Genomic DNA, 12815 nt, shown 5'->3' with positions numbered 1-12815 from the left:
GGGGAAATTTATAGATACGGGACTATTCGTTGTTTTTTTTAATATTGCTGCAAAATTAGATAAAAGCCTCCAAAACCCACTCACTCAATGAAAATCTGCAAAATCATCATCAAAGATTTTCACCAATAAATGATAGAATGTTATAGGTAACCACATTAAGATGAAAGGCGACTATTCATTGCTCCAGATGAGCTAAATCTTCGTAGGAAGAGGAAGTTAAGTATGAAAAAAAGCCCCATCGGGGCGACCGACACTCGGTGAAAGATGTCACCCCGATGGGGCTTTTAGGAGATATTTGTTCGCTTTTTCTACTAAGATTTCGCCTCTCTGAGGCTTCTTTGTTTTAATACGTTTAACCTAGTTTTGGAATCAATGAGGCTAAAAGCCAGTGTTTTTACACCTTCTCAAATTCAGATGCAATAACCTCCAAAACCTGATTCCCAAGCGCAATTTCTTCTAAATGGACCAGAAAAAGAGAGGTTGCCTGGCCGCACCATTCTTGAAAAGGGGCTTGGGCAGGTACGTGATTGGGAAGGTAATCGAGGAGCAGCGACAAGTCAAATTCTTCGGCGGTAATCCCCGCGCCTGCCCCTTGTGCATCGAGCGCGTTGCAGGCTTGTTCGTAGTGCGCAGGCACCATCAGGGCAGGCTTTCCCAAATACATAGCCTCACAGACCGATTCAAATCCAGCGGTAGTTACCAAGGCCGTGCAACGGGACATCATATCCAAAAACTTAGCTCCATCGACTTTATGAAATGTGAGTGTTTCGTCGAAATAGTGGTCGGGTTGGTCCCAAAAGCAATGTAAATGCACTTCGGGATGTTGCAAGTGCCAGTCAATCACCGTCTTACTCATGGCGGCGTAAGTGACATAGACCAGAAAAAAAGGTTCTTGGGTAGGCGTTAGCGCTTTGACCGCTCCACGAAGGAGGGGCGGGACGGTCACGATGCGGTGGTGGGTAGGAATAGCAGTGGGATAAAACGAAAGCGCCAGCAGTTTTTGAGCGCGCACCGCCGTAAGGCGTGTATTGATTTTTAACAACCAATGGTCTAAGCTGCGTTTGGCAGGAAATGTAAAATCGTTGCGCAAGAACAAATAATGGTGCCCAACGGCGACAATCGGAACCGCAGGTCGATAGGTGAGTGCGTACAAACCACCAAGCACATCATAAAAATTGACAATCACGTCGGGTTGATGATTTTGAACGTGGGCGTGAATTTCTTTGAGGCTTTTGACGTAGAGAGGAATCCGAAAAAGATGATGCGTAATCGTTTTGGAAAAACTAATACCCCGTTTTCCCATAATCAAGTGTGGGCTGTTAAAAGGGTGAATGTCAGCGGAAAATGAATCGTAAAAGAAAGCAGGTAATTGCCGCCCTTTTCCGATTCCGACGAGTCCAGCGGCTATTTCGTGGCCATTGGCTTGGAGTAGTTGGGCGAGAGAAATCGCCTGTGTTAAGTGGCCGCGCCCCTCTCCTTGAATAATAAATAGAAACTTACTCACGATGCAGCTCGCTCTTTTACGCCAAAAAATTCGGATACCGTTGGTTCGTCTGCTTTGCCCATTTGGGCTTCATTATAGTAAACCAACGTCCAGTTGCCGTCGTGGTCTTCGACCAAAGCAGTGAGCGATTCGACCCAGTCGCCTGAGTTCATGTAAAGTATGCCGTCAATGTCGCGCATGGCGGGTTGGTGTATGTGCCCGCAGATGATTCCGTCGCAGTTACGAGAGCGTGCTAGTTCAGTCAGTTTTTCTTCAAAATCAGAGACGTAGTTAACAGCCGCCTTGACTTTTTGTTTGATTAATTGCGAAAGTGAATAGTAAGGAAGCCCGCACCAATCGCGGTAGTTGTTGTATAACTTGTTGATCCACAGTAAGAATGTGTAGCCTGCGTCGCCCAAATACGCCAACCATTTCATGTGCGTTGTGATGCTGTCGAAGACATCGCCGTGGGTAACGTAAAACCGTTTTTGTCCCGATTTTAGGATGTAGTCTTTGCGAATTTGAAACTGTTTCCCGAGGCGTAAGGGCATGATTTGGTCCAAAAAATCATCGTGATTACCACGAATATAAATGACCTTGGTGTGGTAATCATCCATCATTTTTAGCACCGTTTTGAAAAAAGCCGTGTGCCGACGCTTCCACGTACCGTATTTTTTCAGCTGCCATCCGTCGATGATGTCACCGTTTAAGACAAGCCGTTTGCATTTGTATTGTTTCAAAAAATGGGTGACTTCTTTGGCCTTGGAGCCACTGGTACCGAGGTGAACATCCGAAATCACGATGGTACGATAGTGCGTCTTCTGCTTCATGTTCGCAAATTGCACTTCACCTATTACTTAATTATTGCCTGATTATTAATGTTTTACTAAATTTTTTGGCGGAGGCTAACAAATGGGTAATGTAAAAAAAATAATACCTCAGGTTTTGATGTATCAATTCCTGAGGTATATTTGTGGCATGAACAATTCACAACTATACAAGGGCAGCCTTTCGCTGATTATTCTGAAATTATTAGAAGAAAATAAGCGAATGTATGGCTACGAGATGACGCAAAAGGTCAAAGAGCAGACCAACGGAGAGCTTGTCATCAACGAAGGAGCGCTGTATCCCGCGTTGCACAAACTAGAAGCCGACGGGTTGCTGACGGTGGCGGTAGAACAAGTGGGCAACCGCCCGCGCAAGTACTATTCGTTGACGGAGAAAGGCGAAGCCGAAACCATCAACCGCTTAGAAGAACTCGCCGATTTTGTCAAACACATGCAATTATTACTTAATCCTAAACTATCGCTTGGCTAAAATGAAACGAGAACTGAGTTATGTCGATGTGAGTCGCATAAGTACCTATGTGGAAGCAATGGGAGTAGATTTCTATGATGTACAAGTAGAAATTGTAGACCACATTGCGTCTGAAATAGAGATGCAATTGGAGGCTCTTCCTGAACGAAAATTTCAAGAAATGTTTGATGAAACGCTGGCAAATTTTGGAGATTTTGATACAATTGTCTTTGAAAAACAATCGCAAGTGATGCGGCAGTACAATCACTATTTCAAGCAGACAATAAAAGCGTTTTTTAAATGGCCTAGAATTGTTTTTACAGCTTCACTAACTCTACTTTGTTACATAACACTCACGACTGTGCCTTCTTCTAGCATCGAAATAGTAAAAGATGTCCTTTTTTGGGGAAGCATGGGGCTTGTATTTGGCTATTGTGGGTTAACTTACTGGCGTAATCATCGTCAATACCACAAGCTTTGTACAACTCACATTTTAGGATGGTTTCCGCTTTTTGTACAGTTTCCACAAGGACTTATTTGGTTGACAAAGTACGCCGAAAAATACCGAGAAGAATACCCATTGATGTTTGCCTTTGTGTATTCACTTTCTTTCATTGCAATCTGGGCATTTATAGAATCGTATGAAAAGATACGGAGTTATGGCAGAGAAAAATACCTGAAAGTGTTATGGCAATGATATTACAACTAACAGATAACCAGATAAATGCCTTGTATGCCTTTGTAGAGCGTAAAAATGTTAAATTTTACGATTTACAAATTGAATTGGTGGATCATTTGGCCTCAAAAATTGAGCAAAAATGGATAGAGGCTCCTACGCTTTCTTTTGAGGAGGCATTGGCGAAGGTATATGAAGAATTTGGAAAGCAAGGCTTTTATGAGTTGATTCAACGTGCCCATGTTGCTGCGCGTTCCAAACACCAGAAAACTTGGTGGCGATACTTCAAACAATATTGGCAACTACCTCAACTTGTTATTACATTTTACTTTGGGGTGGTGTATGGATATTTTTTGAACGTATTGGTTATAAAGAGGGCATGTGGATAAACTTAGCCGCAATTCTTACGCACGCGCTTGTGTCTATGTATGGTTTTTTTAGAATGATTCGTAAACAAACCCTACGCCTAACCGTCATGCCTTACTTGCGTACTTATCCTTTTGAAGGATGGATTTTGACCCTTTTGTTCATATTGACCTTTAAAAGTTCAACCCCTGTTCCAGTTGAATTGATGAGTGGTATCATTGCCATTAATTGGTTAATGATAAAAGCTGCTTACGATGCTGATGCCGCTTTATTAAATGAGCAGCGTAGTTTGTACCCTAAAGCTTTTGCGTAAATAATCATGAAAACACAACTAACAGATACCCAGATAAATACCCTTTACGCCCTTGTTCAGAAAAAAGGGGTTACTCCTTTAGATGTTCAAATTGAACTCGTTGACCACTTGGCGACCGATATAGAAACACAGCTAAATAATGAAGCCGCAATCGGTTTCGAGGAAGCCTTGGAACGTAGCTCGTCCAAATTTGGTCGTTGGGGGTTTGATTATTTTTTGCAAAAAGCAGAACAAAATGTTAGTAAACGGCAATCCCGATTAATGTGGGAGGCATTCCTGAGCTTTTTTCGCTGGCCTAGAGTTATGTTTACAGCTACGTTTGCTGTGTTATTTTGGTACCTTTTAGTGAATGGGTTAGACCCAAAAATTGTTCGTAAAGCTGCACTGGCAATTTGGATAGTTATTGGCTTAGGTTATGGCTTTTTTGCGGTTTGGCGGCACTCAAAAATGAACAAACAAGTCGCACTGGCTAAACCGCCTGTATGGCTTGGGCTGTGTGGTCAGTTGCCTGGCCTTCTTAATATGTTATTAGGGGAGTTTTGGCAAAATAGCTATTCTACCGAAGCATACGCGATTTGGGCGACTTTTTTTGTAGTACTCTGTACAACGTTTACGTGGGCGACGATAGAAATCTACGAACACCTCATGGCCGAAAGTAAGCGCCTTTATCCGCAAGCTTTTGCGTAACTCTAAACCCCCGTGCAGACGGTTACTGATAGAGAACCGTCATACGAAACGTTCTTCCTTCGCGCATCACGAGGTTTTGAGAAACCTCGCTTGGCAGATTTGAGAATCTGCCAGCACAGTCCATCACCATTTATTCCGTCAACCTCATTTCACGAAAAGCCCCGTATGCCGTTTATAAATGCTATTGGCCGTTAGTCCGATAGCAGGAGAAAATTTGCGCTTTTTAAGATAGTATTGTAATATCATTTTAATATCAAAATACTATGAAAGAAAAAGAACTTACCTCAGCCTCTGGTTACGCATTTATTGGAATGGGATTCGCCTTATGGATTTTTGGTGGAATGATGGCGAGCGCCCAAACGGGCCTGTTAGCAGGAATATTGTTCTTGCTAGGGTGCATTATGTTCGTGGGTTTGACGGTTATCAACCCCAACGAAGCGGCTGTTACTACTTTCTTTGGCGAGTACGAAGGAACCATGAAACAGAATGGGTTACGTTGGGTGAACCCCTTGTATCGTCGTCGGAAAATAAGCCTGCGAGCGCGTAACCTCAATGGCCAAAAGCTAAAAGTAAACGACAAGATGGGAAACCCGATTGAAATTGCGGCGGTCGTTGTGTGGAACGTGGAAGATACGGCTCAGGCGGTATTTGAAGTCGATGATTATCAGAAATTTGTTGAAATTCAGTCGGAAGCAGCAGTGCGGAAATTGGCGGGTTCTTATTCTTACGATACCATCGAAGATGAAGAAGCTGATATGACCCTGCGCGACGGTTCGGGTAAAATCAACGATATGCTCGAACACGAACTAAACGAGCGTTTGGTGCGGGCGGGTGTAAAAGTCCTCGAAGCGCGTATTAGCCACTTGGCGTATTCGCCCGAAATTGCGGGGGCAATGTTGCAACGTCAGCAGGCGTCGGCGGTGGTAGCGGCTCGTAAACAAATTGTGGATGGTGCCGTGGGAATGGTCGAAATGGCTTTGGCTAAACTCTCTGAGAAAGAAATCGTTCACCTCGACGAAGAACGCAAAGCGGCCATGGTGAGTAATTTGCTGGTGGTTCTTTGCGGCGAAAAATCGGTGAGCCCCGTGGTCAATGCGGGAACGTTGTACAACTAAGCTTTTGTACTATTTGTACTTATGGAATGTTTAGAGATTTGTCTGAACATTCCTTTTTTGCGTTATTTACCATTATCTTTTTATTCAATGGCAACCGAAAAAAAGGCGTTTGTGCTCAGAATCAGCCCCGAAATGCTCAAAGAATTGGAACAATGGGCTCAGGAAGAGTTCAGAAGTACCAATGGCCAAATCGAATACGTGCTGAGTGATGCGCTCAAGAAACGAAAAAGAGCGCCGAAACAACCTAAGAGCCCAGCCTCGCTGGAGTAAGTACCCATGCACTTATACCTTCATATTCCTTTTTGCAAACAAGCTTGTCACTATTGTGATTTTCATTTCAGTACCCAGTTGAAATCAAAAACGGAGATGGTCGCGGCTATTTGCCGAGAAATCGAATTACAACGCGACTATCTGCCAACGCGAACGCTCGAAACCATTTATTTTGGAGGAGGAACGCCCTCTATTTTGACTCCAAACGAATTGGAACAAATCATCGAAACGATTCACCGCTTTTTTAAGGTAGAATCAGGGGCTGAAATTACCCTTGAAGCTAATCCTGACGATTTAACATCTGAAAAGCTCCGCGTGTTGAAACCGTTTGTGAACCGTTTAAGCATTGGTTTACAGTCGTTTTATGAACCATATTTGCGTTTTATGAATCGGGCGCACAACGCGCAGGAGTCGGAGCAATGTGTAAAGCTGGCCCAAGACCACGGGTTTGATAACCTGACGATTGACCTGATTTATGGCATGGGCCAGGCACATTTGGGGATGGTTCCAACGGTCAGTGACGAACAACTCTGGCAGCAAGACCTCGACAAAGCAATGGCGCTCGGAACGCCGCATATTTCGGCCTACAACCTGACGATTGAGCCCCAAACAGCTTTGGGAAATTGGCTCAAAAAAGGAAAAATAAAACCCGTTGACGAAGACCTGTCGGCGCGGCATTTTGAGCAGATGGTTCGCTTCTTGAGGCAAGCTGGGTACGAGCAATACGAAATTTCCAACTTTGCTAAAAATGGCCAATATGCCCGCCACAACAGCAGCTACTGGAAGCGGCGGCCGTACTTGGGCGTTGGGCCGAGCGCGCATTCATTCAATGGTATTTCGCGCCAGTACAACGTGTCTAATAATGCCCTGTATCTTCGTGGTATTCAGCTCGAAAAGCCTGTTTTTGAACTAGAAGAATTGTCAGTTTTTGACCAAGTCAATGACTATATTTTGACGAGCCTTAGAACGATTTGGGGCTGTGATTTGGCGGTTATTTGGGGCATAGGGAAAGTTGACTTGCTGGAAGAACAAAAAGCGTACGTTGAAAAATTTCTTGAAAAAAATTGGGTAGAAGTAAGGAACAATGTGCTGTATCTCACAGAGAAGGGGAAATTATTTGCCGACCGAATTGCCTCAGATTTGTTTTTAGTTTGAACAATTGGATTCATTTTTCGATTTTTGTTACACTAATAAGTCACACTATTTTGATAACCACTTTTTAGTCCTCTATGGCTGTTAACCGAATTCGTCCCAACACTCCTCCATCTGCACCCTTGCCCAAAACAAAAAGTTGGAAGTCTATTCTAACGCGTTTTGTGCTAAAGAGCATATTGTATTTTCTGGTTGGGTCAGTGATTTGGGTGACAGTGCTCAAGTTTGTGCCCGTTTGGTTTACGCCATTCATGCTTGTACGAAAAGTGGAGGCCATTGCGGATGGTCGCAGCAGTAAAATTTATTCAGATTGGACGCCCATTGAAGACATGTCGAAGGAAGCGCCTTTGTCGGTTGTAGCTTCCGAAGACCAGCTTTTTCCCGAACATTGGGGCTTTGATTTTAAAGCGATGGGCAACGCATTTCAATCCAATTTGAAGGGGAAAAAAATCAGAGGAGCAAGCACTATTTCACAACAAGTAGCCAAAAATGTCTTTTTATGGCAGGGCCGCAGTTACATCAGAAAAGCCTTAGAAGTATATTTTACGCTTTTAATTGAGGTAATCTGGGGAAAAGAACGTATCTTAGAGGTATATCTTAACGTAGCTGAAACAGGCAATATGACTTTTGGGTATGAAGCCGCCGCTCAACGTTTTTTCCAAAAATCGTCGGCAAACCTAACTCGCACAGAAGCAGCACGCATTGCTGCCGTATTGCCAAGTCCTTTACGTTTTTCAATTAAAAACCCGTCGAGTTATACGCTGAGACGTACACAGCAAATAGCTCGCCAAATGCGAATGTTGGGCCGAGATTATACCGCAAAACTGTAAGAATATGCTTATATTCTAAGGTGAAATTGCTCAAAAGTGGCTCATTATGTGTATGTTAACTTGTTTTTGTGTCGGCAGAAAAGTATATTCTACTAGATATATCAACTTTTGGCATAATTATTGCCTGTAAAATTATACTGTACCAATTACCCTACGTAAATTTAATTGATTGATTTTCACAGAGTTGTCCTCTTGTGGTGGCAAAACTGTAACATCATTTTAACGAGTATTAACGATGTAGTAGGGGCATGATTCGAAATGTTTTACGCATTATTGGGTGTGCGGTATTTTGGGCCGCGTGGCTGCTTCATTTTGAAGTACGCGCTCAGGCTGTACCCTGCGGAACTCCCCACGAAAATACGGCAGAGATTCAAAGCCGAGAAAATCGAGTCATTCAGCTGAAACAAAAGTTTGCCGAACAATATGCAACGGCTGCAATCCAAACGGTTCAGTATATCCCAATTAAAGCGCATGTACTAAGAAGAACAGATGGCACAGGCGGACTCAGCATCGCAGATCTCAACATCGCACTTGCTCAAGTCAATTCATACTACACTAACGTAGGCAGCGGACTCCAGTTTTACTTCTGCGGTTCTCCCAATTACATCAACAACACGAACCTCTACGATTACGACAATACGGAGGAGTCCACCCTCTGTAATGCCAACGATGTGACGAATGCCATCAACGTTTATTTCCCCAATACCATACAGTTTGGCAGTTTGGCCGTATCAGGATACGCGTACTTCCCAAGTACGTTGGCAAGCACCAATCGGCTTTTCGTACAAGCCAGTAATGCCACGGATTTGCGAACATTTACCCACGAATTAGGCCATTATTTTAATCTATTACACACTTTTCAAGGAAGTACAGACCCCAATTTAGCCAACCGTGAATTGGTTCAGGGAGGCAACTGCGCAACAAAAGGAGATTTGGTTTGTGATACTCCCGCCGACCCATACGGACGGGATTCGGTAAGTTTGCTCGGCTGTAGTTACACAGGAACGGCGCGAGATCCCCAAAATCAATTGTACAATCCCTCGCTCTCTAACATCATGTCGTACTATCCCATTGCGTGCGGTAATACTTTTACGGCAGGGCAAATGAACCGAATCAGCGGAGGGGTTTTGTTACGAACCGATGGCGCAAATCAGTATTCGCTCACTTGCGGCTCGACCGTCACAGGAGCTAACGTACCAAGCAACTTGGCAGGCACACTGGGGCCATCGGGAGTGACGCTGACATTTACCGATAATTCATCCAATGAGTCAGGGTTTATTATTGAGCGCTCAACGACCTCCGCCACGGCGGGTTTTGTGCCTATTGGTGGCATTGCCCCCAACGTTACGACCTACTTAGATCAAACAACCACCGCTTTTACGACTTATTATTATCGCGTAAAGGCATCCAACTCTTCGACCGACTATAGTGCTGTATTCATTATCACTACTGGGCTCAACTATTGTACTCCAACCTACACTACGCCGTGTTCGACGCTCCAAGTATTGATTGATGATTTTATCTTGAAACAGGGAGCCACAACCATCATTAACAACGTCAATTCTAATTGTTCGGCAGGTAATTTTGGAGATTATACATCCACGCCTTACAATGTAACCGCAGGTAGTACATACACGTTTACGGCGAGGGCTACTTCAGGTGGCGTTGGTACTTATTTTGACCAACACATTACAATATGGCTTGACTATGACCAAGATGGGGTTTTTGAGGCATCCGAAAAGGTGTATCAAAGCACGGATATTTCTTCGACAAGGATGAACCCTACGGCAACCAACTCATTTACAATCCCAGTGACGGCAAGCGGAACGGTACGTATGCGGGTACGGTCAAGTTATAACTCGGGGTCGGGTAGTACTGTCACCGATCCTTGCGTGAACCTAAATTATGGAGAAGCAGAAGACTATAGCTTAATTGTTTCAGGGGCGTCGCCGCCTTCCATTACAACGGGTAGCGTCACGCCCAGTACCGTATGTGCTGGTCAAAGCATTAGTGTTAGTTTCACAACGGCCAATTTAACTTCTACTTCGTACGTCGTTCAGTTGTCGGATGCGGCTGGAAATAATTTTGTTGATATTCCAACAACAGGAACAAGTAGTCCATTGACTGCGACAATTCCTGCTGGAACGTTAAGTGGAACAGGCTATAGAGTTCGTGTCAATTCTGTTTCGCCGAGTGTAACGGGTTCAAGCAGCGCAACTTTTACCATCAATAGCATTCCCAGCGCTCCCTCCGCGACGACGCCAATTAATTATTGCCAAAACCAAACGGCGGTAGCGCTGACGGCCACGGGCAGTAATTTGTTGTGGTACACCGCAGCGACGGGCGGTACAGGTAATTCGACTGCGCCAACTCCATCAACGACGTCAGTGGGTACCACCAGTCATTGGGTATCTCAAACGGTAAGTGGCTGCCAAAGCAATCGCACAAAAATAGACGTCATTGTCACGGCCACGCCCAGCGCTCCCTCCGCGACGACGCCGATTAATTATTGTCAAAGCCAAACGGCGGTAGCACTGACGGCCACGGGCAGTAATTTGTTGTGGTACACCGCAGCGACGGGCGGTACAGGTAATTCGACTGCGCCAACTCCATCAACGACGTCAGTGGGTACCACCAGTTATTGGGTATCTCAAACGGTAAGTAGTTGCGAAAGCAATCGCACAAAAATAGACGTCATTGTCACGGCTACGCCCAGCGCTCCCTCCGCGACGACGCCGATTAATTATTGTCAAAGCCAAACGGCGGTAGCACTCACGGCCACGGGCAGTAATTTGTTGTGGTACACCGCAGCAACGGGCGGTACAGGTAATTCGACTGCGCCAACTCCATCAACGACGACAGTGGGTACCATCAGTTATTGGGTATCTCAAACGGTAAGTGGTTGCCAAAGCAATCGCACAAAAATTGATGTGAATGTGACGGCTACGCCAAGCGCTCCCTCCACGACGACGCCGATTAATTATTGTCAAAACCAAACGGCGGTAGCACTGACGGCCACGGGCAGTAATTTGTTGTGGTACACCGCAGCGACGGGCGGTACAGGTAATTCGACTGCGCCAACTCCATCAACGACGACAGTGGGTACCACCAGTTATTGGGTATCTCAAACGGTGAATAGCTGCGAAAGCAATCGCGCAAAAATTGACGTTGTCGTGAGTTCTACTCCACCAGCGCCTTCAGTAACAACTCCTGTGAATTATTGTCAAAGCCAAACGGCGGTAGCACTGACGGCCACGGGCAGTAATTTGTTGTGGTACACCGCAGCGACGGGCGGTACAGGTAACGCTACGGCACCGACACCTTCAACGACGACCGCGGGCATAACCAGTTATTGGGTATCTCAGACACTAGGCAGTTGTGGTAGTAGTACCCGAGCAAAAATAGATGTCGTCGTTACAGCCACGCCAAGCGCTCCCGCCGCGACGACGCCGATTAACTATTGCCAAAACCAAACGGCCGTAGCACTGACGGCAATGGGTAGTAATTTGTTGTGGTACACCGTAGCGACGGGCGGTACAGGCAACGCCACGGCACCGACGCCTTCAACGACGACCGCAGGCCTAACCAGTTATTGGGTATCTCAAACGGTAAGTGGTTGCGAAAGTAACCGTACTAAAATTGATGTGAATGTGACGGCTACGCCTGCTGCTCCTACAGCTACGTCGCCAATTAACTATACGCAAGGACAAACAGCAAGCCCATTAACCGCTACGGGTACATCTTTAAAATGGTACACCGTCCCAACGGGAGGAACATCTAATACGACAGCCCCCACACCATCGACGACAGTAGTGGGAACAACCAACTATTATGTATCTCAAACGCTAAGTACTTGTGAAAGCCCAAGGGCAACCATTGTTGTAAACGTTACTTCTACGTCAACCTCTGTGGCGTGCCCAACCATAAAGATATATTTGGAAGGCGTTTGGGGAAGTACCGAGATGTCAACGACGCTCAACCAACAAGGACTATTACCTGGACAAACGCCCGTAAGTCCCTTTGGCGTAGCGACTCCTGCTGGTCAGCCTTATAAAACAGCTCCTTGGAATTATTTGGGCACAGAGACGGTAAGTTCTTACGACAGCGATGTGGTGGACTGGGTGTTGATTTCACTACGAACGGATGTAACCAATGCCTCCTCAATGGTTTATCGTACGGCAGGTTTACTTCGTAAAAATGGTAATGTGACCTTAGTAGCGGCTTGTCCTACCTTGTCCACTTCGCAGTCTTATTATGTACTGGTAGAACACCGAACACACGTGGGGGCGGCGTCTCATATACCTGTAGCCATTGCAAGCAATAAAATTACGTACGATTTTACCCAGCAACAGTCCTATATTCCTTCCAATGCACCTGCGTCGGGGCAGATGCAGGTTGGAGTTGTTCACTGTTTGTTTGCGGGAGATTCAAACAAATCCTCTTTTTCTGAAATCAATGCCAATGACTCAAGTACTTGGCGCCTGGACAATGGGAAATTTGCGCGCTATTTACTGACTGATTATAATTTAGATGGAGAGGTAAATGCCAATGACGATATTCTTTGGCGGAAAAACAACGGAAAATTTTCAGGCGTAAGTTTCTAAACCGGCATATTAATTGTGCAATA

The 12815-nt window shown here is 45.2% G+C and carries 11 protein-coding genes and 1 pseudogene; 10 read left to right on the top strand and 2 right to left on the bottom strand.

Features of this window, described 5'->3' with window-relative positions; genetic code table 11:
- Nucleotides 1-394 precede the first annotated feature (394 nt).
- Both AC23P2_RS03680 and AC23P2_RS03675 read right to left on the bottom strand, forming a co-directional pair.
- Nucleotides 395-1504 (bottom strand): glycosyltransferase family protein, encoded by a 1110-nt coding sequence (locus tag AC23P2_RS03680; RefSeq protein WP_487771940.1) that lies wholly within the window; start codon nucleotides 1502-1504, stop codon nucleotides 395-397.
- Entirely contained in the window at nucleotides 1501-2313 is an 813-nt protein-coding gene (locus tag AC23P2_RS03675) for a UDP-2,3-diacylglucosamine diphosphatase (RefSeq protein ID WP_487771939.1), read from the bottom strand. Before AC23P2_RS03675 ends, AC23P2_RS03680 begins: the two co-directional genes overlap by 4 nt.
- A 148-nt stretch (nucleotides 2314-2461) precedes the next feature.
- On the opposite strand from AC23P2_RS03675, the gene AC23P2_RS03670 reads away from it, so the two are divergent.
- From AC23P2_RS03670 to AC23P2_RS03625, 10 genes and pseudogenes are all read left to right on the top strand, one after another.
- Complete coding sequence (locus tag AC23P2_RS03670; RefSeq protein ID WP_487771938.1) at nucleotides 2462-2800, top strand: PadR family transcriptional regulator; 339 nt, start codon at nucleotides 2462-2464, stop codon at nucleotides 2798-2800.
- 1 nt (nucleotide 2801) lies between these two features.
- Entirely contained in the window at nucleotides 2802-3476 is a 675-nt protein-coding gene (locus AC23P2_RS03665) for a hypothetical protein (RefSeq protein WP_487771937.1), read from the top strand.
- Nucleotides 3467-3844 carry a hypothetical protein gene (locus AC23P2_RS03660; protein WP_487771936.1) on the top strand — a complete coding sequence of 126 codons (378 nt, stop codon included), beginning with the start codon at nucleotides 3467-3469 and terminating at the stop codon, nucleotides 3842-3844. Before AC23P2_RS03665 ends, AC23P2_RS03660 begins: the two co-directional genes overlap by 10 nt.
- 53 nt (nucleotides 3845-3897) lie before the next feature.
- Nucleotides 3898-4134, top strand: a complete 237-nt coding sequence (locus AC23P2_RS03655) for a hypothetical protein (RefSeq protein WP_487771935.1) — start codon at nucleotides 3898-3900, stop codon at nucleotides 4132-4134.
- Between the two features lie 6 nt (nucleotides 4135-4140).
- Nucleotides 4141-4821, top strand: a complete 681-nt coding sequence (locus AC23P2_RS03650) for a hypothetical protein (protein ID WP_487771934.1) — start codon at nucleotides 4141-4143, stop codon at nucleotides 4819-4821.
- A 263-nt stretch (nucleotides 4822-5084) separates the two neighbouring features.
- Nucleotides 5085-5687, top strand: a pseudogene (locus AC23P2_RS03645) (SPFH domain-containing protein); the annotation flags it as partial.
- A gap of 336 nt (nucleotides 5688-6023) precedes the next feature.
- Nucleotides 6024-6206, top strand: coding sequence for a type II toxin-antitoxin system antitoxin (locus tag AC23P2_RS03640; RefSeq protein ID WP_472488252.1), 183 nt, complete (start codon nucleotides 6024-6026; stop codon nucleotides 6204-6206).
- Nucleotides 6207-6212: 6 nt separating this feature from the next.
- Nucleotides 6213-7361, top strand: a complete 1149-nt coding sequence (gene hemW, locus AC23P2_RS03635) for a radical SAM family heme chaperone HemW (protein ID WP_487771933.1) — start codon at nucleotides 6213-6215, stop codon at nucleotides 7359-7361.
- Between the two features lie 74 nt (nucleotides 7362-7435).
- Nucleotides 7436-8188: a monofunctional biosynthetic peptidoglycan transglycosylase gene (gene mtgA, locus AC23P2_RS03630; RefSeq protein WP_487771932.1), complete on the top strand. Its 753-nt coding sequence runs from the start codon at nucleotides 7436-7438 to the stop codon at nucleotides 8186-8188.
- A gap of 248 nt (nucleotides 8189-8436) precedes the next feature.
- Nucleotides 8437-12792: an Ig-like domain-containing protein gene (locus AC23P2_RS03625; protein ID WP_487771931.1), complete on the top strand. Its 4356-nt coding sequence runs from the start codon at nucleotides 8437-8439 to the stop codon at nucleotides 12790-12792.
- Nucleotides 12793-12815: the final 23 nt, after the last annotated feature.

Source organism: Runella sp. R0.1_18, assembly GCF_057652155.1.
The sequence above is the reverse complement of the archived record's forward strand: the minus strand, read 5'-3'. Positions and strand labels throughout refer to the sequence as shown.

Bases quoted from the DNA above. Each gene is read 5' to 3' on its own strand.
- AC23P2_RS03675 (WP_487771939.1), bottom strand. From the start codon at position 2,313: ATGAAGCAGAAGACGCACTATCGTACCATCGTGATTTCGGATGTTCAC.
- AC23P2_RS03670 (WP_487771938.1), top strand. From the start codon at position 2,462: ATGAACAATTCACAACTATACAAGGGCAGCCTTTCGCTGATTATTCTG.
- AC23P2_RS03665 (WP_487771937.1), top strand. From the start codon at position 2,802: ATGAAACGAGAACTGAGTTATGTCGATGTGAGTCGCATAAGTACCTAT.
- AC23P2_RS03660 (WP_487771936.1), top strand. From the start codon at position 3,467: ATGGCAATGATATTACAACTAACAGATAACCAGATAAATGCCTTGTAT.
- AC23P2_RS03655 (WP_487771935.1), top strand. From the start codon at position 3,898: ATGATTCGTAAACAAACCCTACGCCTAACCGTCATGCCTTACTTGCGT.
- AC23P2_RS03650 (WP_487771934.1), top strand. From the start codon at position 4,141: ATGAAAACACAACTAACAGATACCCAGATAAATACCCTTTACGCCCTT.
- AC23P2_RS03640 (WP_472488252.1), top strand. From the start codon at position 6,024: ATGGCAACCGAAAAAAAGGCGTTTGTGCTCAGAATCAGCCCCGAAATG.
- hemW (WP_487771933.1), top strand. From the start codon at position 6,213: ATGCACTTATACCTTCATATTCCTTTTTGCAAACAAGCTTGTCACTAT.
- mtgA (WP_487771932.1), top strand. From the start codon at position 7,436: ATGGCTGTTAACCGAATTCGTCCCAACACTCCTCCATCTGCACCCTTG.
- AC23P2_RS03625 (WP_487771931.1), top strand. From the start codon at position 8,437: ATGATTCGAAATGTTTTACGCATTATTGGGTGTGCGGTATTTTGGGCC.